The sequence below is a fragment of the Pyxidicoccus trucidator genome, from assembly GCF_010894435.1.
In the GTDB taxonomy this organism is placed as follows: domain Bacteria; phylum Myxococcota; class Myxococcia; order Myxococcales; family Myxococcaceae; genus Myxococcus; species Myxococcus trucidator.
The window spans coordinates 137,312-159,836 of sequence record NZ_JAAIXZ010000016.1; the positions used below are offsets into that span (position 1 = coordinate 137,312).

The 22,525-nt window shown below is 68.8% G+C and carries 17 protein-coding genes; 8 read left to right on the forward strand and 9 right to left on the reverse strand.

The genetic code is table 11. From position 1 onward, the window contains the following. Nucleotides 1–50 precede the first annotated feature (50 nt). Both G4D85_RS35590 and G4D85_RS35595 read left to right on the forward strand, forming a co-directional pair. A complete protein-coding gene (locus tag G4D85_RS35590; RefSeq protein ID WP_240359705.1) occupies nt 51–1,610 on the forward strand; it encodes an SLC13 family permease in 1,560 nt (519 codons plus the stop codon). Nucleotides 1,611–1,709: 99 nt separating this feature from the next. After that, a complete protein-coding gene (locus G4D85_RS35595; RefSeq protein WP_164018545.1) occupies nt 1,710–2,285 on the forward strand; it encodes a hypothetical protein in 576 nt (191 codons plus the stop codon). A 21-nt stretch (nt 2,286–2,306) separates the two neighbouring features. Here the strand turns inward: G4D85_RS35595 and G4D85_RS35600 are convergent, their stop codons facing one another. The 5 genes from G4D85_RS35600 to G4D85_RS35620 form a co-directional block, all read right to left on the reverse strand. Further along, entirely contained in the window at nt 2,307–3,293 is a 987-nt protein-coding gene (locus G4D85_RS35600; protein WP_164018546.1) for a type II asparaginase, read from the reverse strand. Between the two features lie 15 nt (nt 3,294–3,308). Beyond that, nucleotides 3,309–4,901 carry an AbgT family transporter gene (locus G4D85_RS35605; RefSeq protein WP_164018547.1) on the reverse strand — a complete coding sequence of 531 codons (1,593 nt, stop codon included), beginning with the start codon at nt 4,899–4,901 and terminating at the stop codon, nt 3,309–3,311. 23 nt (nt 4,902–4,924) lie between these two features. Next, entirely contained in the window at nt 4,925–5,737 is an 813-nt protein-coding gene (locus G4D85_RS35610; protein WP_164018548.1) for a DUF481 domain-containing protein, read from the reverse strand. Nucleotides 5,738–5,897: 160 nt separating this feature from the next. Further along, nucleotides 5,898–7,538, reverse strand: coding sequence for an alpha/beta hydrolase (locus G4D85_RS35615; protein ID WP_240359694.1), 1,641 nt, complete (start codon nt 7,536–7,538; stop codon nt 5,898–5,900). After that, the gene (locus G4D85_RS35620) at nt 7,535–8,137 is read right to left on the reverse strand and encodes an HdeD family acid-resistance protein (RefSeq protein WP_164018550.1); all 603 of its coding nucleotides are present in this window, start codon (nt 8,135–8,137) and stop codon (nt 7,535–7,537) included. Before G4D85_RS35620 ends, G4D85_RS35615 begins: the two co-directional genes overlap by 4 nt. A 527-nt stretch (nt 8,138–8,664) precedes the next feature. On the opposite strand from G4D85_RS35620, the gene G4D85_RS35625 reads away from it, so the two are divergent. From G4D85_RS35625 to G4D85_RS35640, 4 genes are all read left to right on the forward strand, one after another. Next, nucleotides 8,665–12,351 carry a translocation/assembly module TamB domain-containing protein gene (locus G4D85_RS35625; RefSeq protein WP_164018551.1) on the forward strand — a complete coding sequence of 1,229 codons (3,687 nt, stop codon included), beginning with the start codon at nt 8,665–8,667 and terminating at the stop codon, nt 12,349–12,351. After that, the gene (locus G4D85_RS35630) at nt 12,348–12,887 is read left to right on the forward strand and encodes a DUF1318 domain-containing protein (protein ID WP_164018552.1); all 540 of its coding nucleotides are present in this window, start codon (nt 12,348–12,350) and stop codon (nt 12,885–12,887) included. Before G4D85_RS35625 ends, G4D85_RS35630 begins: the two co-directional genes overlap by 4 nt. After that, nucleotides 12,881–16,348 (forward strand): TolB-like translocation protein, encoded by a 3,468-nt coding sequence (locus G4D85_RS35635; protein WP_164018553.1) that lies wholly within the window; start codon nt 12,881–12,883, stop codon nt 16,346–16,348. Before G4D85_RS35630 ends, G4D85_RS35635 begins: the two co-directional genes overlap by 7 nt. A gap of 133 nt (nt 16,349–16,481) precedes the next feature. Next, nucleotides 16,482–17,252 (forward strand): zinc-dependent metalloprotease, encoded by a 771-nt coding sequence (locus G4D85_RS35640; protein ID WP_164018554.1) that lies wholly within the window; start codon nt 16,482–16,484, stop codon nt 17,250–17,252. An 84-nt stretch (nt 17,253–17,336) separates the two neighbouring features. Here the strand turns inward: G4D85_RS35640 and G4D85_RS35645 are convergent, their stop codons facing one another. Together G4D85_RS35645 and G4D85_RS35650 are read right to left on the reverse strand one after the other, a co-directional pair. Next, the gene (locus G4D85_RS35645) at nt 17,337–17,666 is read right to left on the reverse strand and encodes an ArsR/SmtB family transcription factor (RefSeq protein WP_164018555.1); all 330 of its coding nucleotides are present in this window, start codon (nt 17,664–17,666) and stop codon (nt 17,337–17,339) included. Continuing rightward, entirely contained in the window at nt 17,666–18,292 is a 627-nt protein-coding gene (locus G4D85_RS35650) for an SRPBCC family protein (protein WP_164018556.1), read from the reverse strand. The genes G4D85_RS35645 and G4D85_RS35650 overlap by 1 nt, the downstream gene beginning before the upstream one ends. Nucleotides 18,293–18,631: 339 nt before the next feature. Between G4D85_RS35650 and G4D85_RS35655 the strand changes: the two genes are divergently transcribed. Then, on the forward strand, nt 18,632–19,204 hold the full coding sequence (locus G4D85_RS35655) for a carboxypeptidase-like regulatory domain-containing protein (protein WP_164018557.1): 573 nt from the start codon (nt 18,632–18,634) through the stop codon (nt 19,202–19,204). Between the two features lie 7 nt (nt 19,205–19,211). On the opposite strand, the gene G4D85_RS35660 is transcribed toward G4D85_RS35655, so the two are convergent. Both G4D85_RS35660 and G4D85_RS35665 read right to left on the reverse strand, forming a co-directional pair. After that, nucleotides 19,212–20,504: an ATP-binding protein gene (locus G4D85_RS35660; protein WP_164018558.1), complete on the reverse strand. Its 1,293-nt coding sequence runs from the start codon at nt 20,502–20,504 to the stop codon at nt 19,212–19,214. Between the two features lie 3 nt (nt 20,505–20,507). Beyond that, nucleotides 20,508–21,221, reverse strand: coding sequence for a response regulator (locus G4D85_RS35665; RefSeq protein WP_164018559.1), 714 nt, complete (start codon nt 21,219–21,221; stop codon nt 20,508–20,510). Between the two features lie 139 nt (nt 21,222–21,360). On the opposite strand from G4D85_RS35665, the gene G4D85_RS35670 reads away from it, so the two are divergent. Then, the gene (locus G4D85_RS35670; RefSeq protein ID WP_164018560.1) at nt 21,361–22,482 is read left to right on the forward strand and encodes a hypothetical protein; all 1,122 of its coding nucleotides are present in this window, start codon (nt 21,361–21,363) and stop codon (nt 22,480–22,482) included. Nucleotides 22,483–22,525: the final 43 nt, after the last annotated feature.

Here is a 22,525-nt window from a genome sequence, read left to right on the forward strand (position 1 = left end):
CCGAGGGCTTCTGAGCCGTCGCGCACCGCAAGGAGTCGCCCGTGAGCCCCATGATGATCAGCTTCGCCGTCCTCGCCATGGTGGTGGTGCTCTTCGTCTGGAATCGCATCCCCGTGGGCATCGTGGCCATCGGCGCGAGCCTCACGCTCTACGCCACGGGGGTCCTCGAGCTCGAGCAGGTCCTCGCCGGCTTCGGTGAGCCCACCGTCATCTTCATCGCTACGTTGTTCGTGGTCAGCGAGGGCCTCGACGCGGCGGGCGTCACGACGTGGGCGGGGCAGAAGCTGATTGCCCGGGCGGGACAGAGCAGCACGCGGCTGCTCCTGCTCACCATGCTTCCCGTGGCCTTCCTCACGGCGCTCATCAGCGTCAATGGCGCGGTTGCTGCCCTCCTGCCGGTGGCGGTCGTCATGGCCACCCGGCTCGGCCGGCCACCGTCGCAGCTGCTCATGCCCCTCGTGTTCGCGGCGCATGCAGGCTCACTGCTGGCGCTGACCGGGACACCCGTGAATGTCATCGTCTCGGACGCGGCGGCGGACGTCGGGCCGCGCGGCTTCGCCTTCCTCGAGTTCGCCCTCCTCGGAGTTCCCCTCCTGCTCGGGACTCTCGCCATCGTCCTGCTGTTCGGCCATCGCCTGCTCCCGCAGCGGACCGCCCGGGCAGTTCCCGCCGACTTCAGTGAGCACGCCCGGATGCTCGTGCGCCAGTACCAGCTCGACCATGACGTCACCGGCCCGCTGCTCACCCGCGAGCTCGGCGTCGCGGAGATCGTCGTTCCCCCCCGGTCGGGCCTGGTAGGGATGCAGGTCTATCCCGGCATGGTCACCCCCAGCGGAGACCTGGTGGTCCTGGCCGTCCAGCGCAAGGGAACCGACCAGGGCCCCGGGGAAACCGTGCTGGCCGTCGGCGACGCGCTGCTGCTCCAGGGCACATGGGCCGCGCTCGACGAGAACCTCGAAGCCCCCAGCGTGCTGGTCGTCAACCCGCCGGAGCTCGTCCGCCGGCAGGCTGTCCCCATGGGTGCCCGCGCGTGGGAGGCCATCGGCGTGCTCGTCGCCATGGTGGTGCTGCTCGCCTCGGGCGCGGTGCCGGCGGTCGTCGCGGGGTTGCTCGCGGCCTGCGCCATGGTCCTGCTGAAGGTGCTCACCGTCGAGCAGGCCTACCGCAGCATCTCCTGGACGACGGTTGTCCTGGTCGGCGCCATGATTCCGCTCTCGACGGCCATGTTCGAGACTGGCGCCGCGGAGAAGGTAGCCCACGCCCTGGTGAGCGTGGTCGGTCCCGCCGGGCCGTACGCACTGCTCGTCGGGCTCTTCCTGCTCACCGCCTGCCTGGGCCAGCTCATCAGCAACATGGCGACGGCGCTCATCGTCATCCCGGTCGCGGTGCTCGCCGCCGCGGAGACCGGCGTGTCCGCGCGCCCCCTGCTGATGACCGTCACCGTGGCCGCGGCGGCCTCGTTCCTCACCCCGGTCGCCACCCCCGTGAACATGATGGTGATGGGACCCGGGGGCTACCGCTTCGGGGACTACTGGAAGCTCGGGCTGCCCCTGCTGCTGCTGTTCCTGGGGGTATCGACCCTCCTCATCCCCATCCTCTGGCCCTTCTGATCCTCCAAAGACATCACAAGGTGCCCCGAGGGCAGGTTGCTTCCCGGAAGAAGGTGTGGATGTTCCGCGACGCAATCCCGTAAGTATGAGGTGGAGTCCATGCGTACAGTCCCGTCGAAAAGGATGTCACTGCTCACCGAGAGCGAGGCGCAGCTCGTGCTGGCCAGCGCTCCGCGCAACGTGTCCGAGCTGTCGCCGCGAGAGCTGCGCAGCAAGATCCAGCGCACGCGCCGCTTGATGAAGAAATACGAGGACCAGGCGAAGCGGCAGCGGCGGGAGGCGCTTGGCAAGAAGACGCCCACCCGGTCCCGACGCGCCGAGGGCAACTTCAACACCCGCCAGAAGGCCGAGTACTTCGCGCTCACGCTGGAGCGCTTCGAGAAGCAGCTCACCCGGCTCGAACGGAAGACGTCGGCCAGGCCCCGCGCGGTGAGCGGCGCCCGCGCCAAGCAGGGAGCGCGTCGGACGCCGACGCGGACGCGCGTGGCCACGGGTGGACGCAAGCCGGCCCGGCGAACGCGCACCGCGGGGCGCACCGCGAAGGTGTCACGCGCGGCCTCCCGTCAGAAGAAGGGCGGGGCCCTCAAGCAGCAGCGCTTCCCGGCCGTCAAGCGCCAGTCCCATGCGGCCGCCCGGGGCCGGCGGACCCAGGCACGGCGTGACCAGCGGCGCTGAGCGCCCGGGAAGCGGTGGGGGCTAGTAACGGAAGAATGCCTCCTGCACGGCGCCCCGGCCCATTCCCCGGGCCAGACACAGCTGGAGCAGGACGCGGCTCTTCTGCGGGTTGAGCTGGTCGGCGGCCACCAGGCCCAGCGCATCGTCGTCCAGCTCGATGTTCCGGCCCACATCTCCGCTCAGCCCCCGGCTGCTGCGCACGACAACGACGCCCGCCCGCACCGCCTCGGCGAGCGCGCTCGCCGCATCCGTGGACACGTTGCCGTTGCCCATCCCCGCCACCACGAGGCCGCGCGCGCCCAGTGAGACGCTGGCGCGCACCAGGTCGGCGGGCATGTTGGCGTGGGCATAGAGGATGTCGACCCGGGGCAGGCGCTCGAGGCCGTCCACGGAGAACTCGGAAGCGGCCGAGTGCGGGTGCGGGGGCTGGCGGAAGTAGCGGATGCGTCCATAGCTGGCGCTGCCCAGCAGGCCCGGGCCCGGTGAGATGAACGTGTGCACGTCCGTGGTGCTCGCCTTCGTCACGTCGCGCGCGCAGTGGAGGTCGTCGTTCAGGACCACGATGGCCCCGCGGCCCCGCGCCGCGGGGTCCGCGGCGACGGCGACCGCGTTGTAGAGGTTGAGCGGCCCGTCCGCGCTCAGCGCGGTGGCCGGCCGCATGGCGCCCGTGAGGACCACCGGCCGCGGGCTCTTCACCACCAGGTGGAGGAAGTAGCCGGTCTCCTCCACCGTGTCCGTGCCATGCGTGATGACGATGCCATCGGCTTCGTTGGCGCCGAAGAGCGCATCTATCCGGGCAGCCAGCAGCAGCCAGAGGGCGTCGTTCATGTCCTGGCTGCCGACCTGGGCCACCTGCTCGCCCCTGAGCTGCGCCAGCGCACGCAGCCCGGGGACGGCATCGATGAGTCCCTCCACGGCCACCTCACCGGAGCGGTAGCCCGGGTCCACCTCGGACCCGGCCTTCCCCGCGATGGTGCCGCCCGTGGCCAGAAGATGCACTCTCGACATGGCGACCTCCGTGACTCACCCGAGTCCCCAGGGAAGCCCCAGCAGGTGCCAACCCACCAGGAGCACAATCCACACCGCGAAGACCACCACGACGTAGGGCAGCATCAGCGCCACGACCGTCCCCACGCCCGCATCCTTCTGGTACTTCTGGGCGAACGTCACTATCAGCGCGAAGTAGGCGTTCATCGGTGAGATGGCATTGAACGGCCCATCACCCACGCGGTAGGCGGCCAGCACGACTTCGGGGTCGACATTCAGCCGCATCAGCAACGGCACGAAGACCGGCGCGAAGATGGCCCATTTCGGGACGGCGCCCGTCATGATGAGGTCGAGCATGGCGACGACCACGACGAACCCGATGAGCAGTGGGACGGCGCCGAGCCCCGCATTCTCCAGGACATCGCCCACCTTCACGGCCGCGAGCGTCGCCATGTTGGAGTAGGTGAAGAAGGCGATGAACTGGCTGATGATGAACAGCAGGAAGATGAGGCCGCCCAGCCCGGCGACCGCCTTCTCCATGGCCTTGATGACATCGACGCTGCTCTTGATGGTTCGCGCGCCGATGCCGTAGGCGGCTCCCGTCACCAGGAACAGCACGGTGATGGCGACGATGAGGCCGTTCATGAACGGCGAGTCTCCGACGAGGGCGCCCGTCTCCGGATTCCGCAGGGGCGCGCCCGGCGGCAGGGCCAGCAGACCGAAGACCACGAGGACCCCGATGAGCCCCCAGAACGCGAACTTCAGTCCCCGCGACTCATCCTTGGACAGCGCCGCCCCCGTCTCGGCCGGCTTCTCTCCCTTGTATTCGCCCAGCCGGGGTTCAATCACCTTGTCGCTGATGAGCGAGACCACGACGGTCAGCATGACGACCGAGGCGACGGAGAACCAGAAGTTCGCCGTCAGGTCGATGGAGCGCTCCGGGGCGAGGATATGGATGGCGTCGTTGGTGATCTCGGTCAGGATTCCGTCGAGCGGCTTGATGAGGATGTTGACGGTGAAGACCGCCGCGACTCCGGCGAAGGAGGCCGCCAGGCCGGCCAGCGGGTGCCTGCCCACGGTGAGGTAGGCCGCCGCCGCCAGGGGAATCAGGACCAGGTAGCCGGCGTCCGCGGCGATGCTCGACAGGATGCCGACGAACACCAGGATGTACGTCAGGAGCTTGCGAGGCGCGACCGCCACCAGCTTGCGAATCAAGGCGCCCACCAGGCCCGCCGAGTCAGCGACTCCGACGCCCAGCATGGCCACGATGATGACGCCGACCGCAGTGAAGTTCATGAAGTTCTGGACGACGCCCGCGAACATGAAGCGCAGCCCCTCTCCCGTCAGCAGGCTTTGCGCGACGGTGGTCGTTTCTTCCACCGCGTGGGTCTCCGGGTTGATGGTCTCGTAGGTGACGCTGGCTCCCAGCATGTAGAAGACATGGGAGAGCACGATGACGACGCCAATCAGCGCGACGAAGATCACCGCCGGATGAGGGACCTTGTTCCCTACCCTCTCGACGGTGTCCAGCACCCGCGCCATGCCCTTCTTCTTCGGCGGTTTCGCGGGCTCCTTCTTCTTCGTCTCGCCGGGGAGGTGAACATCATCGAAATGAGCGGCCTTACTCATGGGAGTCCCGATCCTTTCCAACCTCAGAGCGACAGCTCGCCCCCCACCGAAAGCGAGGTGTCCGTACGCACCTTGCCCTCCGCGGGCGAGCTGTCGTGTTGCAGTTCGAAGAACGTGGTGAGCGAGAAGCGCTCCGTCATGTGCACGGAGAGCTTCGTGGTGGAGTCCAGGAGCACGCGCGAGTCGCCGATGACGTCCGGAAGCAGCAGGGCGTCCTCCCTGAGCTCCACGCGCTCGTTGACGTCGTAGCGGAACGTCACGCCGAGCGCGGGGGACCACAGGGTCACGTCGGGCAGGTTCTCGCGCGTGGGGACGTACTGGAACCTGCGGTCCCTGGCGTAGCTGCCACCGAGGTAGCCTCGCAGGAACAGCTCGTTTTCCTCCTCCTCGCGCTCGAGGATGGTGACGCCCATCCCCAGCTCGACCTCGGTGCGCAGCTCGAGGCTCGCTGGGTGGTCGGTCTCCGCGCCGAGGAACGTGTAGGCGCTGAGCAGGGGCGTGACGCGATATTCGCCGCGCGCCCACCCGCCGAGCGTCTTGGCCGTGAGCTCCCGCTCCGCGTCCTCGCCTTCAGCGGCGTCTCCGTAGGCACCATCCGCCTCCAGGGTGATGGCCCACTCTGGAGTGTCGTACTCCGCCATGGCGTCGCCCGTCACCGTGAACGCGCGGCTGTTGCCGCTGAAGAAGGAGATGCCGAGCCCGACGTCGCCCGTCCAGGGACCCTCCTCCTCTTCTTCTTCGACAAGCGCCGGCGGGGGTGCCTCCGCCGCCGCTTCGGCGGGAGGCTCCGTAGGAGACTGCGTCATGACCGTGAAGAGCAGGACGAGAGGACTCATGCTTGCCTCATGAGGTGGAGGGCCTGCCGGGCGCAGATCCGATTGAAGCCGGCGATTCCCAGCTTCGGGTTCCGCACAACCTTCGGCACGCCCCGCATGACTTGCAATCACGTGGCGTGAAGTCGAATGCTGGCTGCTACTCGTCAGGAGCATGGCGGCATCACTGAGCAGGCTTCAGCAGGGCACGCAGCCGAGCTGTCTTCTGTTCGGTCCACCCTTCGGGCCGTAGGAGCGCCACCCAGGCATCCACGTGCTCGCCGGTGTACACGTGGCCATAACCGGGAGGAACCGCCAGTCCCAGCGGCAGGTCGGCCGTCACCTGCCAGAACGTCACGAAGGGCAGCCACACCATCTCGCCCAGGACGTCGCTTCCCCGGGGCTCCCGCAGCCAGTCCGGTCGCCGCAGCAGGAGCGAGGGGCTCCACCAGATGATGGGGTCGGAGGGGTGGAGCAGATACAGCACCCGGGAGTCACCCCATGGGGCGGACGCCGGAGGGATGTCCACGCCTGGCCTGCGGCTGAAGCGCACGATGCGGCCACTCCTATAGACGGGCTCCACCTCGGGGCTGCCAGCGTCGCGCTGGTCGGTGAACTCGCGGTACAGGGTGTTGAAGTTGGGGGGCCCCACGAACAGCACCCCGTCCGTGCGGTTGGCCAGGTCGCGCTCGCCGCTGAACGCCGTCTCCCCTCCGTAGGAGCCCAGGCTCTCGCCGAAGACGAGCAGCTTCGGGCGCTGGCCCGCGGGAAGGCTCGACCAGCGCTCATAGACGGCATCGAAGAGCGCGCGGCCGGCTTCACGCGCCCGCTCCTGGTCGACCAGGACGGAGAGCCATGACCACAGGTGCGAGTACTGCGTGGCGACAATCGCGGAGTCACCGGCAGTCAGGTACTCGAAGGCGTTCACGGCCTCCGGCACCACCCAGCCACTGCCCGTGGTGGTCACGACCAGCAGGTGGGCGCGCTCGAAGCCCCCTGCCCGCTCGAGGTCCCGCACCGCGAGCTCGGCCCGGCTCTCCGCGTCCGGTGCGGACGCGTAGCCGGCGTACACGCGGATCGGCTCCTTCGCGGCCACCCCGCTGAAGGCGGTGAGGTCCTCCACCGAAGGGCCTCTTCCCACGAAGTTGCGCCCCTCCCGCCCCAGCGAATCCCAGCTCACCTGGGAGCCGGGGCCGCCGGAGCGCAGCGTGCTGCCGGGCGGGACGACCCCCTCCTCGGTCGTCGTGTCCCTCACGGCCAGGGTGCGGTCCGCCAGCGAGATGAGCCCGTCCCACAGCACGCCGCTGGCCACCAGCGCGGTGAGCACCACCACCGCCAGCCCGCTCGTCGCGAGGGCCGCGCGAGGACCGATGTGCCGCGAGAGCACCGTTTCCAGCCGGCGGTATACCGCCCGCAAGCCCCGTCCCGCGGAGATGAGCAGGAAGAAGACGGCCGCCCCGACGAGGAGCGCGACCAGGTAGCCAGGGCTGTCCGGGTGGGGGACGTCCATGAGCTCCCGGATGTGCCGCTGCCAGCGCCAGCCCATGAGCAACGAGCCCACCAGCACCACGCCTCCCACCCCGAAGAAGGCCTGCCACGCGCGCGGGCGTGGAGTCCTTGGAGGGCGGTGGGCGAACTCGCGCCACAGCCAGGCGCCCAGGACTCCCAGCCCATAACCGATGACCGCGCTGATGCCGCTGACGAACCCCTGGAAGGGCCCGCTGCGCGGCAGCAGGGACGGAGTGAAGGACAGGCACGCGAAGACCAGCGCGGCCCACGCCCCCGGCAGCGTGTAGTGAAGCCACCGGGGTGCGGCACGGCTCACATGCCAGGTGCCATGCGCCGGTGCGGGCCGCGCACCCCGAGTGAGAAGGCGATCCATGCGAACCCCCGGAAGAGGATTTCGATGCTCACGAAGGTGCCAATCAGCCGCATCGCCGATTCGGGGAACTGCCCCCAGACGATGGCGCTCAGCAGCAGCGAGATGGCGCCATTCGCCAGCTCCCAGCCCCAACCCTCCTGGCGGGTGGCCAGCGAGGTGACGATGCGGAAGAGCCCCGAGGCGGCCAGCCAGCCGATGATGAGCAGGGTGATGGACACCGCGCTCTGCACCGGGGCGCGCACCACCAACACGCCCACCACCACCGACAGCACCCCGGAGAGCAGGTGCAGGGTGAAGCCACGCGAGCGCCGACCGCCGAAGGCGTGGACCACCTCGGCAACCCCGCCCACCATGAGCGCCACCCCGAGCGTCATCACCGAGACGAGGCTCGTGGCCACCGAGGCCCTCATCGCGAAGCCGCCCAGCAGGACGAGCACCACCCCCAGCACCAGGAACCACACCCAGTGGCGCCGCAGCTCCTCCGCGGCCTCCATGACGCGGGGGCCGGGCTCCGGACGTGGCTCTGCCTTCACTGGCTCCATGATGGCCTCCCTGGCAACGCGCGGGTGGGACCGCCAGCCGGTATTTCCCGGCAGGCTCCCCGCGGGTCCCGCGTGCGGTACTCGCCCCGTCACCGAGGCTCAAACCGGAGGGTAGGCCCTCGGACCGCACCCGGCAGCGGGCGCTCAACACCCTCGTCAGGAAGAGCGCTCACGATTCAGGAGTCCCACCGCTACATGGCCTCGCGGTGGCCCCTCCCCCCGGGACGATGAAACAGGGCACCAGCGTCAGCATGGCCAACCTCCGCGCCGATACCCAGGGCGGCATGGTGAACCTGTACAACCCGTGAACCGACTCGGCGCTCGGCCCTCTGCCAGCCCATCAGCGGCCCTCCTCGAGTTCGCCTATGCTCCGAACTGCGCCGGAAAGGCGGTGCTCAGCGTCCCGCTCCCGGGCCCGTTTCCGGGGCACAGGCGTTGGCGGGGGCCGAGCCGGCGGGTCCGGCGATTGAGCCCCGATTCCACCGCGTGGTAGGACGATGGAGACCGCCCGCTCCCAACCCAACATCATGGAATCCCCCGGAGCTGGACGACCTCGCAGGCGGTTGGCACGAATCATCGCAGGCGTGCTCCTGCTTTTCGTTGCGACCCTCGCGCTGGTGCTGGTCACGGTGGTGGCCGCGCTGCACGACCTCGGTCGCCCCTGGCTGAAACAGCGCATCGTCTCCAGGGTGGAAGCGGCCACCGGCCTGCAGCTGGACTACCAGACAGCCCAGGTCGCCCTGCTCTCGGGTCTGCGACTGGAGGGGCTGGTGGTACGGACGCCGTCGCCGTTTCAAGGCGTCGCGCCCGAGCTGCTGCGCGTCGGCACGCTGGAGGCGCAATGGTCGCCAGGCGCGCTGCTGAGCGGGACTCCCCGGGTCGAGCGGGTGGCGGTGCGGGATGTGGCCCTTGCCCTGGTGGCCGACGAGGCAGGGCCCACGTCTCTCACGGGATTGATGGGGCCGGAAGCCCCCGAGCCGCTGACCATTGAAGAGCCTCTCGGAGCCTCTCAGCAGCTCGCCGCCCTCCTGGCCTCCGCGCCTCCCTTCGGGACAGTCGAGGTGTCGGGCGTGTCGTTGAGTTACGCCCGCGTTCGGAACGGTGAAGTGCTCGAGCGCTGGTCCTTGCGCGGGCTCGCGGCCGCTGTCGAAGCGAAGCATCAGGATGATGGCTGGAAGGTCTTCGCGAAGATGGGCCAGGCAGGTACGCCGCTTCCCCTGGAGCTGAGCCGTGAAGGCTCGGCCATTCCGTCGGCCCTGGCTCAGTTGGAGCTGGCCCTCTCGGTGGAGGCAGGGGCGTCGGCCGCTCGCGCGCGGGTGGACCTCGATGTCGCGCGGCAGACTTTTGAGCCACGGCTCACGGTCCGCACGCTGCTGCACGGCGCGGCCTCGGCGAAGTTCGATGGCGAGAAGCGACACATCGTCATCGAGCTGGACCGCACCCAGCTGACCGACAGCGCTGAAGTGCAAGCCCAGCTGGTGCTTCCGGACTCGGCGGAGGTTCCGCCCGTCGTGACGCGAGCCCTGGTGGAGCTGGACCTCGGACGGCTGCTGCAATGGGTCCCCGCGGATTGGCGGCCATTCTCCATCGAGCGCGGCAAGGTGCAGCTGGACGCCCAGGAGGTCACGCTCAGCGCCATGCCACAGCTGGGAGCCCAGGGCAGACTCGGGCTGGACGTCGACGTCACGGGCCTCCAGCTCTCTCAAGACGCGCTTCGGGTGGCACTCGGCGGTGGACGCGTCTCCCTGGTGGCGACTCCTGATGCCCAGAAGGGGCTGGCCGCTCGACTCGCCTTCGCGCTCCAGGGGCTCGACGTCGGGGGGCCCATCACGCTGCTGGCTCCGAAGGCCCACGGCGAGCTGAAGGGCGCGCAGCTGCGGACAGACCTCTCATCTCCCATCAAGGTCGCGGGGGAGGTTGCCCTGTCCGGAATGGTGGATGCATTGGACGTCCGTGCCTCCGGGCTCCGGGCGACTGCTGAACGTCTGGGGTTTCAGCTTCAAGCCCCCTTGGGGGGGGAGCCGCCCTTCGCACTGAAAGTGGACGTGCCAGTGGGCGCGCTCCGGGTGGCCACGGCGGATGGACGCGAGGTGCTGAAGGGCCCCGTGCACGTGAAGCTCCACGCGTCGGAGGCGTTCCCCCAGTGGGACGACCCGCGGCTCAGCACGGCCCGCGCCCGGCTGGAGCTCGACGTTGGCACCATGCACGCGTCGCTGGATGCCACCAAGGGGACCGACGAGGTGGCGTACACCCTGGCCGTCCAGACCCCGGACCTCGTGGCCGCTCGACCCTTCATCCCCGATTCAGTCGCCGCACGCCTTCCCTGGAAGCACCTGGCGGTGAACCTGGCCTCCTCGGGCAACCTGGCGGCGCTCTTTTCCCGCTCGCCACGGCTGGAGCACCGAACGGAGCTGCGCCTGCAGCGGCCGGGCTGGGACGACGTGTCGGCCAGCAACGTCGCCCTCGTGATGCGCTCGCAAGGAGATGCCTGGCGGCATCGGGGCGAGCTGGACCTTCGAGTCGAAGGGCTGCGCGCCGGTGAGACCGACGTGGGTCCTCAGCACCAGACCCTGACGCTGGACCTCGATCGCCGCAAGCCGTCGCTCCGGCTGGGGCTCACCAGCCATGCAGGGCTGAAGCTCGCGCTCGATGCGGCACTGGCGTTCGACCGGAAGGCCCGCGCGCTTCGCTGTGATGTGAAGGGCGACCTTGCGCCGGATGGTGCACTGTCACTGCTCCTGGCCAGGGCCCAGGTGCCCGCGGAGCTGGACACCTCGCGGCTCGCGCTGAACGTCGAGCTGCATGGCACGCTGCTCGGAGTGCTCACGGACATCGCCTCCGACGGAACCCCGAGCCTGGCCCCCTCCCCTCTGCGTACCGCCGGCTTCGAGGGAAAGGCGACGGTGGACGCGCGCGGCATCCGCTGGAGACAGGATGCCCAGTCGATAAACCTCCCCGCGCTGAACTGGCAGGTCGAATCGCACGTCGATGGGCCCCGGCGAACCGTCCACAGCAACCTGACGGTGGAAAAGCTCACCGTGGGCATGAGCGAGCGCCGGCTGTCCTTCGCCGGCCTGTCCAGCGACACCACCGCCACCTTCACCGAGAAGTGGGAAGCGGGCGAGAGCGAGCTGAAACAGCTCATGAAGGTCCGCTCCCTCGAGCAGAGGCCGGCGCTGCCCTATCCGGTTCAGGACCTGGAATGGTCGTTCTCCGCCCGCCGCAAGCCCCATGGCGTCATTCACATCCCCGACCTGCGACTGTCCAACGGGGGGACGAGTACCCTGCTGAAAGCCGAAGGCCGGCTCGACCTCAGCGACAACCAGCGCCGCCTGGCGGTCCGGGGAGAGCTGGAGCAGGACCTGTCCAAGCTCGCGCAGCCCGGCCTCATCGAGAGCAGCGGCAGGGTCGCGGTGGACTTCCGGGTGGCTTCGCCCGACCTGGTGGTCTTCCGGACCCTTTCCAACCTCCTCCTCCAGAACGTGAACGTGCGGCTGCCCGGCTCGGGCATCACGGTCCAGGCGCTCGATGGCAACGTGCCGGTGACCGAGAACGTGGAGCTCGTCCAGGGGCAGGTGCGGCTCTTGAGCGACATCGACGTGAACCCGTACTCGATGCTGCGCTACGCCGACCAACACCCCCTGCTCTCGCGGGGTGGCTTCATGTCGGTGGGCAGCATCATCACGCCGCGCATCTCCATCGCGCCCCTGGCCGGAAACCTGTCCATCAACCAGCACGTGGTTTCCATGAGCCAGCTGGAGATGGGCGTCCGCGGTGGGCGTGTCACCGGACAGTGCGTGCTGGACTGGCAGGGAGCGCACTCCACCCTGGAGGCCCACGTGCGGGCGACTGGCGTGCAGTCGTCACGGGGCGAGCCCTTTGACGGAAATGCCGCCGTGGTCATTTCCGGGAAGGAGCGCAGCGTCAACGGCCGCGCGGAGATCCTCCGCATCGGCAACCGCCACCTGCTCGACCTGCTCGACCTGGAGGACCCGCACCACGCCGACCCCGCCACCAACCGCATCCGCTACGCGTTGCGCCTGGGCTATCCGGAGCATGTGCGGGTGAGCTTCAACCACGGCTTTGGCCGCCTGCGCATCACCATGGGCGGCCTGGCCAGGCTGATCAGCATCGACGAAATCCGGGGCATCCCCATGGGCCCCATCATCGACCAGGTCATCCACTCCCTGTACCCTCCGGAGGCCACGCCATGAAACACCGCGGGTTGCTGCTGCTTGCCGCCCTCGCCTCTTCCGGGTGCCTCAGCGCCCCGGAGATTGTCATGGTCGATCGCGCGACAGCGCTCGAAGAACAGGCCTCAGGCTCGTTCAAGGACGTGGAGCTGCGGCTCGCTCGCGCGGGCATGCGCCCGACGCCGGTGCCGTTCACGCCCAACCAACTGGAGGAGATGGGCTCCCCACCCACGCCGTTGGTCGAGAACCTTGGCAAGACCCAGGCGGACCGCGTCGACGAGCTGCTGCGGCGCCACTGCGTGGGCGAGGGGCGGGACGGGCTGCTGGTGGATACCCGGCGCAGCTGCCAGGCCGGGCGCTTGACGGCCGATGACGTGGCCCTCGTGGCACGGGTGAACCGGAGCCGGCTCCAGCTGTGGCAGTGGATGCGGACGGTCCGCCCCAGCGTGTCCGAAGAAGCGCTGCGCCGGAGCTGGCAACAGGTGCACGCGGAGGGTGTGGTCTGCGGAGGCTGGGTCGAGTCCGCTGACGGCACCTGGGGAGAGAAGAAGTGCTGACGCCCCGTGGCCGGTGCTTCATCGCCCTGGCCGTGCTCATCGCGAGCGGCGCCCGGGCGCAGGACGACGAGAACGAGGGAGGACTGCGCACGCTCTCACGGCTCACCGTGGGCGCGGGAGATCACTTCCTGGGCCAGCTGGTGCCAGCCGGGAACACGCTCATCTTCGCGTCCAACCGCAACATCGCGACCGAGATCTACTCTCAGGACCTGGACGAGGGCCGCGAGCGCCGCCTCTTCGACGAAGGCGCCGACGTGACCTGGCCGCGCGTCAGTCCCGACGGCAAGCACCTGCTCTACATCTCGTTCCGAAACCAGGCCAGCGGCCAGCTCTGTGTGCGGGAGCTGCCCGGTGCGGAAGGCCGCCGCTGCCTCGAAGCAGAGACCAGCGCGCTGCAGGCGGAGTGGATTGATGCCTCGCATATCGCGCTGGTGAGCCGGGCGTCCATCCAGGGCGACCTGCACCTGTCCCGGGTCTCGGTGAAGGACGAGTTGAGCGCGAGCCCCCTGCTCGAGCGCAACCTGACCAGTCCCACCATCTCACCCGATGGGCGCTGGCTGGTGTACGTCCCCATTGAACGCTCCGTGCAGCAGGTAGGCCCCGGCTTCGCCGCGCGCGCCTCCGCCCATCTGGAGGCAGTCCGGCTGGATCGCCCCGGCGAGCCCCCCATACCGCTGGCGCTCGACCTTCCCGGGCAGACCGGCCAGCCGGTGTTCGCGCTCGATGGGCGCTCCCTGTACGTGGTGCAGTTCTTCACCGACTCCAATGGAGACGGAGTGATTGACGCCAGCGACAGCGGGGTGCTCTTCCGGGTGCCCTTCGCCGCCGAGCGCGAGGACGCTCCCCAACTGGCCGCCGCCTCCAGTCCAGACCAGCTCACCAGTGTGTCCTGGAGCTGCGAGTACCCGGCGCCCGCAGCCGAGTCACTCATCGCGACCTGTTCGCGAGACCAATCGCTGGATGTGTATCAGCTTCCGCTGGATGGCCAGGTTCCCAGCACCTGGGACGTGCCTCGTCTCAATGAAGAGCTGGGAATGGCCGGCAGGCGCGCGGACCTCCTCCTGCTCTATCGCCAGCGCCTGCTGCGCGAAGCCCGGCCCAAACCCCGCCGGCTGCTGATGATGCGCCTGAGCCAGCTCCACCTGACCTTCGAGGACTTCGGTGCGGCGGAGTTCTACGCCCGCCAGATGCGCTCGGTGGACGACCCCGCCACCGCGGGACTGGCGGAGCCGCTGCGGATCCTCATCGACCACCGGCGCGCCATGAAGGAGCGCGACCGCGGCCGCATGGTGGAGGAGCTGAGCGAGGCCGAACGGCAACGGATGGCCGCGCTGGACCCCGCCGCGGCTCCCAGCCCGCCCTCCGCCGTCTTCCAGCACGTGGTGCGCAGTGAGCTGGCGGAGGCCGCTGGCGACTTCACGCGGGCGCGTCAGGAGCTGGAGGCGGCCCAGGTGACCGACACCACGACGCGTGCGGTGCTGGAAGCCTGGTTCGAGCGAGCGGACGCGCTGTACCGCAAGCTCGACGACCGGGAGGCCCTGGTCGAAGCCGGCCGCCGGCTCTCCATGAACAAGGCCTTCCGTGACGACGACCAGCTCGACTTCGCGCGCGCCGCCGTCCGCGCCCTGTACCGGGGGCGCCCCTACGACGAGGCGGATGCCGCCATGGCCCGGGCGCTCGCCTCGGCGCCTGCCGGCTCGGCCTATGCGTTTGCCCTGGAGCTGGGCCGGCACGTCAACGCGTTGCACGACGAGCGCCCACCCCGCCCCGTCCGGGAGGCGTTGATTGCGTTCTACCATCGGCAGGAGGACCCCCTTCGCCGGCGCGCATTGGTGCAGGACGCCGTCGAGCGCGCGGCGGGCCTCGGCGCCGACGGCGTGCTGGAGGCGTTGGCGACGGTCTACGTCGACGACGCCCCGCCCGGCACCGAGGAGCGCCGCCGGGCAGAGCGGTTGTTTCGCCGCACGATGATGGGCCGCGCCTATCGCCGGTTGGGGAGGCAGCGCCTGGACGAAGCCCGCGCCGACTTCGACCTCGTGACGCAACGGACTGGCAACCTGGAGAGTGCTGTCGAATCCATGAGCCTGCGCCTGCGTGCCGACGTCAGCCCCGAGGTGGTGGAGAAGGAAGTCACCACCACCTCCGCGAGCATGGCCAGGCCGCTCGCACACTTCGTGAAGGCCTACCTCACGGCGCGCCAGCTGCCCAAGCTGGAGGACCGCGCCCATCATGCCCAGGCGGTGGCGTCGGCCGTGAAGGAGCTGCGGGCAGCGTGGAAGGAGCTCAAGAACCAGCGCGCGATGCATGCCCTCTATGGCTCCATCCAGCACGAGGACTTCCTCCGCGGCCACGAGCCCTCCGCCGCCGAGCGCGCCAACCGGCACTACCTGATTGCCCTGGACCTGGTGCGCAACAACGTCCGCTACCGGGCGATGCTCCTGGGCGCGTTGGGGCTGTTGCACACCCAGGTGGGCAACTTCCACATCGCCCTGGGCTACCTCGAGCAACGGGACAAGTTGCCCTACGTGGACAACGCAGCAGGGCTGGCGGTGTCCCTGGCCCGTGCCCGGGCGCTCCTGCACGTCGGCCGCGAGGAGGAGGCCGCGCAGGCGGCGGAGAAGGCCCTGGCCATGGTGGATGCCTCACCGAAGCTGGCCAGGTTCGCCACCCTGGCGGTGGATCGCGCGGCGCTCTACAACCTCGCCGCGGGCCGATTCGAGCGTGCGTTGGCGCTCTACGATCGCGAGCTGCCCATCCTGGAGGCGAGCCCCCAAGACTCGGAGGGGCTGCGCAACCGGCTGGTGGTACGGCTGGCCCGCTGCGCCGCGGAGCTGGGGGCGGGGAAGACGCAGCGAGCAGTGGAGGACCTGGACATCGTGGATCGCGAACTGGCGACTCCGGCGGTGCAGGCCACGCTGACCGGGCGGCACGCCACACCCGAGCACACTCAGCGCTCCTATCGCATCATCGCCGCGGGACTGCGCGCCAATGCGGAGACCCGACTCGGGCACCTGGACGCCGCCGCCCGCGCGCTCGAGCAGCGGCGGGCGCTGTTCCTGGAACAGTTCGACGAGACGGATCGCGATGAGGACATCGGCGCGGTGACGCTGGCGGAGCTGCGGCTGGCCGAGAATGCCGTGGACCGCCACGACACGGCGCAGGCGGCCCGCTGGTTGGGCAAGGCCATCGCCCACGCCGACACCCTGATGGAGCGCACCCACGCACCGGTCTATGCCGGTCAGCTGAATGCGCTCTGGTTCGCGGCGCAGCTGCACGCGGAAGGGAACACGCAGCTGCCTTTCGACGTGCCCAAGCGGCTGGCCCAGGCGCACCGCTCCCTCATCGACCAGCGCAATCCCTCCTGGCGTTCATATCTGGCGTGGTTCGAGGTCTATCTGGCGCTTGGCGCAAACCCGCAAGAAGAGGTCCGGGACGCACTGCTGCTGCCCGCCCAGCCCTGAAAAAATACCCTGTGGCCATTTACAGGTACCACGGGTCTCTCTGTTCTCAGCGGACGCGGCGGGAGTCGTCCGCCCCGACGCTCCCATGCCGGGAGCGTGGGAAGAACCGCATCAGGACCCGAGGGAAAACAACATGTTCAAGAGAGCGGCAGTCCTCGCGGTGAGCTGTGGCGCTGTGCTGTTTGGCTGCGGTAGCGAGCAGTTGCCCGAGAACGAGGAGATCGTCTCCAACCTGATCGAGGCGGGGTTCACGGCCAACGACATCATGGTCGTCGACGACGCCGTGTACGTGGGCCGCGACGCCCATGTGACGCTCGAGGCGTCCCGCGAGATGCTCCAGCCCGGCACGGAGAGCGCGGAGCAGTACAGGACGACCAACCTCGTCAGCACCAGCGTGACGAAGATCTGCATCAATCCCACCTCCCAGTTCAACAGCTACACCCGCCTCAGCCAGGGGCTCGATGCGGCCATCGAGAACTACAACAGCCAGGGGCTCTCCTTCACCATGGTGCGGGGACCGGCCACCGGCTGCAGCGCGAACATCGCCGCGAAGACCACGAGCGGCACCGGCGGCTCCGCTGGCTTCCCCAAGGGCGGCAAGCCCTACGGAACCATCAACATCGGCACCGGGCTGAACACCTACAGCGTTGACGTGAACGAGCACGTCATCACCCACGAGCTGGGCCACACCATCGGCTTCCGCCACTCGGACTACTACGACCGCTCCATCAGCTGCGGCGGCTCGGCCGCCAACGAAGGCGCCTCCAACGTGGGGGCCATCCACATCCCCGGGACGCCGACCACGGCCAATGTGGGCGGGTCGATCATGAACTCCTGCTTCCGGTCGTCCGAGAGCGGCGAGTGGAGCAGCTCTGACCGCACCGCGCTGAACGCCCTCTACTGAGAGCTGGCGCTACGGCCCCCCGAGGGCGGTCCAGGACTCCATGGGAGCCGGACTCTCGCGGGCACCGTTGCTTGGACCGCGAGTTCAGTTGCCCCGCTTCTTCTTGCCCCGCGCGACCTCGGTGGCCAGGGCATCCAGCCGCGCCGTCCAGAATGCGCGGAAACGGTCCAGCCAGGCGTCCACCTCCGCCAGGGGCGCAGCGTCCATGGCGTAGAGCCGCCGGGCCCCGTCTACCCGCACCGTGGCGAAGCCGCTCTCGCGCAGGACCTTCAGGTGCTGCGAGACCGCCGACTGGGTGATGCCGAACTCGCGCTGGACCACGGCCACTATCTCGCCCGAGGCGTGCTCGCCCTCCGCCAGTAGCTCGAGGATGCGGCGGCGAACCGGGTCGCCAAGGACGTCGAAGGCATGCATCAGCCTCCTGTATAGAACGCAGCCGTGCGCTCGGCCATCCCGCGGGCCACTTCCGGGGCCTCGCCGGCCGCCACGTGGGCCGCGGCCCAGGCCTCGGCGCTCGCACGCATGAAGCCCCTGGCCTCCTCAGAGGCCATCCAGTCGGGGTTGGCTTCCGGGGGGACGGAATCGCCGTTTTCGACGTGGCGGCCCAGGCCCAGAAAGCCCAGGTCCCAGCCCACGCCCGCGGCGCCGGGACCGAATTGGGTCCAGTGCGCATCGATGTCGGCGGCGTGCACGATGTGCTCGAGCGTCAGCCTCGTGCCCTCGCCTTCCCGTGCCAGGCGGACGTTCACCCAGCTCATGCCGCCGCCGAACTCCCAGGTCACGTCGAAGGCCGTGGGCGGGTCGCAGCGAGTGATGCTCCCGCCGGCGTTGTCCTTGAGCTGATATCGACCGCCCAGACGGAGCTCGCCCTCGACGGGCAGGAACCAGCGTGGGATGCGCTCGGCGTTGGTGAGGGCATCCCACAGGTCCTCGGCATCGGTGCGGTAGAGACGGCTGGCAACCACCACGCGGGCCGGCTTGCCCTCGTGCGCGCGCTCGACGAACTCGCGCACCTCGGCGCCAATCGCTCTGTGCAGCATGTGCGGACCTCCCTTTTCCGGGGTTATTACAGACTGGCCTTATATTAGCACACACTTAAATGACTGTGAGACCGCTGGCAGGAAGCTGCGAGGAAGGTCACCAGGCCACTGCACGAAGCCATGGCCATATCGGGCACGCCAGATAAGGAGGCCCCCGAGGCCAGGTCATGGCCGTGGGTCTTCCAGGCATGGGCGTGCTCCGGGTCCAGGAGAACGCTCGCGAGGCCGCTGACGTACCGGCCATGATGAAACCGTGATGAAGCGCGGAGCCCTCCATGCAGAACGTGGAGGGCCCGCCCTCGGATGATGGACACCTCCCGACGCACCGAGGTGGCTCTGATGAAACCTGTCGCTCGCGCCGTGCTGTGCGGTCTCCTGTTGCTGGCCGTCCCCACCGTTGCGCTGGCGGAGGCCGGCACCGGGTCGAGTGTCCTCACCGGAACGGTCATCGACAGCGAGAGCCGGCTGCCCGTCGCCGAGGTCGTCGTGGTCGCGACCTCGCCCGCTCTTCCGGATGAGCGGACGGCGGTAACGGATGCGAGGGGGAACTACCTCATTCCCAGACTGCCACCGGGTGGCTACACGCTCCGATTCGAAAGGGAGCTGTATGTGTCTCACGTCCGGGCGGACATCCAGCTGCGCGAGAAGCGCACGCTCCGCGTCACGGCGGAGCTGGTTCTCGAGGCACGCAGGGAAGAGGCCGCCTACTTGGGCCTCCAGCCCATCACCGACGTGGGCGCCACGAGCACAAGTGTCACCGTGGACGAGGAGTTCCTCCGGCGCATTGCCATGGCACGGCCCTCCCTGGAGGAGGATGCGCCATGCACACCCTGTGAGTCGAGCTTCGTCTGCGCCTGGTGTGAGGCAGGCGGCGCGCCGCGCAGGTCCCTCCAGGGTGAGCCGGGATTCTGATGCGTGGTCACACCGGGAAGGACAACGTGAACCGTGCTCCGCCGAGCTCCGAGCCGAGGGCGGCGACGCTCCCGCCGTGCACTTCCGCGATACGGCGGACAATCGCGAGGCCAAGCCCGAAGCCTGGGCTCTCCTCTGTACGCCCGTCGTCGAGGCGGTGGAACGGCTCGAAGATCCGCTCCCGCTCCGCGAGCGGAATTCCCGGCCCATCGTCGTCGACGTGGATGTGAATCGCGCGGCCCTCTCGGGTCAGGCTGATCTGGACCCGTGAACTCGCATACCTCAAGGCGTTCAGTATCAAGTTCGACGTCGCGCGCTCGACGAGCCGGGCTTCGACGCGAACGACGAGCGGCTCCGCGCAGGGCACAGGGGCGACAATTGCCGCCCTTCCAGGCACGATGGTGAGAGTCTCGCAGAGCGCGGCGAGGACCGGGCGCACGTCCACCGCAGCCCCGGCCGGTGCGCGGCGCCCCTTCAACCGCACGTAGGAGAGCAGCTCATCGATGAGCTGCTCGAGTTCCTCGAGACTGCGCTCCACCCGCTCGAACGCGTGTTCGCGCTCGTCGGGCTCGACCGCTTCGCGCGCGAGCGCAAGGCCGAAGTGCAACCGCTGGGTCGGGGCTCGGAGCTCGTGCGACGTGATGTGGAGGAGCTCTTCTCGCATGGCAATCGAGCGCTGGAGCTCTTCGCCCATGTGGTTCAGCGCCGTCGAGAGCGCACCAATGACGTCGCGTGAGCCAACCACGGCCCGCGCGTCGAGCTCCCCCTTCCCGAGCGCCTCGGCCGTTCGCCGCAAGTCCAGGAGCTGCCGGCGGACGGGGCGCAGGAGCGCGAAGACGCCGAGTGAGAGCCCTCCTACGAAGAGGAGGAAGAGCGCGGCGCCGCGCGCGCCGCCAAGCGGGAACATGAGGGGCAAGGGCCCTACCTGAAGGACGTGCCCGGTCCCTTCGATGCGCGCATAGAGTACGGACTCGAACACGGGGCCCGCCCGCACGACCTCCCCGCCATCGAGGCGTCCGAAAGCGGCGTCGCCGAGCAGTGCTTCCGCCCGGGGGATGATTGCGACGGGCACCCCGAAGCGCTTCGACGCCCGCTCGGCGGGACCTCCAAAGTCGTGGTACTGGCTGTAGCGCTCTTCGAACATCTCGGCCATCAACGCGACCGGCACCGCGAAGCTGGCTTCGATGTTCCGCGCGAGCTGCGCGTTGATACGAGGGATGACGAACGCCTGGGCGGTGAGGCCGGCGAGCAGCACACCCGCGAAGATGTGGAGATAGACGCGGAGGAAGAGCCTGTCCACGGGTCAGCTCACTGTGTAGAGGTAACCGACCCCGCGGACCGTCTTGATGGCATCCGCCTCGCCGGAGGCTTCGCGCAGCTTGTGGCGAAGCCGGGAGACCCTGAGGTCGACGGAGCGATCGATGTCGTCCTGCTCCACGCCCCGGAGCCGCTGGTACATGAGCTGCCGGCTCACGACCTGTCCCGCATGGGCCATGAGCAGGAGGAGCACGTCGAGTTCGCCAGAGGTCAGGTCGAGCTCCTTCCCACGCAGCCAGGCTGTCCGCCGTGTGGAGTCGACCGTGAGCTCGCCGACGCGAAGGGGCGTGCCATCCGGCTGGGGGGGCGTGCTCGTGCGGCGCAGGAGCGCGCGCAGCCGAGCAAGGAGCACGCGGGGACGGACCGGCTTCGGCAGGTAGTCGTCGGCGCCGCTCTCCAGACCCACGACCTCGTCCACCTCGGCGCCACGTCCGGTCAGCATGAGGATCGGGCCCGGATAGGCGCCGCGCAGCTCACGGCAGACTGCGAAGCCATCCTTGCCGGGGAGCATCACATCGAGCACCACGAGGTCGGGCCGCGTGGCGAGGATCCGCGTCACCGCGCGTTCGCCGCTGCCTTCGCTCTCGGCGCTGAAACCGTGCAGTCGCAGGTAGTCGGCAATCATTGCCGTGAGTGCCCGGTCGTCGTCCACGATGAAGACGCTCGGTGCCGACGTGGATGTCTGACTCTTCTTCTCCATGGACGCCGGTGCTCCCGGATGGAGCATAGCCGAATCGTTGCGAGCACGTCCGCGCCAGCTCCATTTGTATCGCTTCGTATCCTCCCCAAAGCCTCGTTGTTCCATGTGCCATCGTCCAGCGCACCCACAGGAGGATGCCTTGTCAAAGCAAGCCAGTCGCGAGCGCGTGATGAGCAGCCCGGCGAAGCCCCAGCCCGCCCCGGAGTGCATACCCACCACGGATGCACTCATCTATGGGGAGACGCTCTACCTCAACAAGGTACGTGGCGAAGCGCCTCTGTGGCTCTCGGGTGGGCGCAGCGATCAGCAAGCCCAGGTGTACACGCTCGACGGCGAGGGCGGCATGGAGGAGGAGAGCTATCGTTGGACCGTGATGAAAGAGCGCGACACCGTGGGCAGCGGGCCCGTGAGCTATGGCGACGCGATCTATCTCAAGGTGGGCGGCAAGGAGCAGCGGTGGCTCTCAGGCGGCCGCGGCAACGACCAGAAGCTGGTGTGCACGCGCGACGGCGAGGGAGGCTCGAAGGAGGAGAGCTACCGCTGGACCGTGATGCAGGACCTCGACACCGTGGGCAGCGGCAGCGTCAAGCGAGGGAGTGCCATCTGCCTCAAGGTGGGCGGCAAGGAGCAACGGTGGCTCTCAGGCGGTCGCGACAACGACCAAAAGCTGGTCTTCACGCTCGACGGCAGGGACGGAAAGGCCAGGGACAGCTACTTCTGGACCACGGAACCGGTGAGCTACTCCCGCTCGTTCGCGGTCTTCGCCGAGGACTCCCCCGAGACGAAGAGGATGAAAGTGGGAGGAATGCACACGCGCGTGTTCACCCGCGTGGAGGCGCGCTCGCCGGACAACGCCATCCAGCTCGACCTTGCCACAGGCATCATCACGCTTCCGCCAGGCACGTACCACATCACCGGATTCTCGACGACGGCCTATCTGTATCCGCCCGACGAGGGCGAGACGCTGGATGGGATGATACAGAACAAGAAGCTGGCGAACGGCGGGTACTGCCGGCTGCGGCTCGCCGGAGGTGTTGCGGAGGACATCCCCAACGAGGAGGCCATCGCCGTCGGCAGCATCAGCACCGCCAACACGATACCCAGTCTGATTGAGACCTATTTCACCACGAACGTCGACGCCCAGATCCTCATGGAACACCAGTCCGGCAACACGGAGCAGGTCGCGGACGTCGTGCTGCGAGCCAATCCGAACGAGTCGCCCTGGCATGTCTTCGCGCATATCTGCATCTCCCGCTTGTAGGCCCCTGCCCCGAGGCGCACGGACCCGCGAGACATGATCGGCG

Coding starts and splice junctions, on each gene's coding strand:
- G4D85_RS35590 (WP_240359705.1), top strand. CDS start 51: ATGATGATCAGCTTCGCCGTCCTCGCCATGGTGGTGGTGCTCTTCGTC.
- G4D85_RS35595 (WP_164018545.1), top strand. CDS start 1,710: ATGCGTACAGTCCCGTCGAAAAGGATGTCACTGCTCACCGAGAGCGAG.
- G4D85_RS35600 (WP_164018546.1), bottom strand. CDS start 3,293: ATGTCGAGAGTGCATCTTCTGGCCACGGGCGGCACCATCGCGGGGAAG.
- G4D85_RS35605 (WP_164018547.1), bottom strand. CDS start 4,901: ATGAGTAAGGCCGCTCATTTCGATGATGTTCACCTCCCCGGCGAGACG.
- G4D85_RS35610 (WP_164018548.1), bottom strand. CDS start 5,737: ATGAGTCCTCTCGTCCTGCTCTTCACGGTCATGACGCAGTCTCCTACG.
- G4D85_RS35620 (WP_164018550.1), bottom strand. CDS start 8,137: ATGGAGCCAGTGAAGGCAGAGCCACGTCCGGAGCCCGGCCCCCGCGTC.
- G4D85_RS35625 (WP_164018551.1), top strand. CDS start 8,665: ATGGAATCCCCCGGAGCTGGACGACCTCGCAGGCGGTTGGCACGAATC.
- G4D85_RS35630 (WP_164018552.1), top strand. CDS start 12,348: ATGAAACACCGCGGGTTGCTGCTGCTTGCCGCCCTCGCCTCTTCCGGG.
- G4D85_RS35640 (WP_164018554.1), top strand. CDS start 16,482: ATGTTCAAGAGAGCGGCAGTCCTCGCGGTGAGCTGTGGCGCTGTGCTG.
- G4D85_RS35645 (WP_164018555.1), bottom strand. CDS start 17,666: ATGCATGCCTTCGACGTCCTTGGCGACCCGGTTCGCCGCCGCATCCTC.
- G4D85_RS35650 (WP_164018556.1), bottom strand. CDS start 18,292: ATGCTGCACAGAGCGATTGGCGCCGAGGTGCGCGAGTTCGTCGAGCGC.
- G4D85_RS35655 (WP_164018557.1), top strand. CDS start 18,632: ATGAAACCTGTCGCTCGCGCCGTGCTGTGCGGTCTCCTGTTGCTGGCC.
- G4D85_RS35665 (WP_164018559.1), bottom strand. CDS start 21,221: ATGGAGAAGAAGAGTCAGACATCCACGTCGGCACCGAGCGTCTTCATC.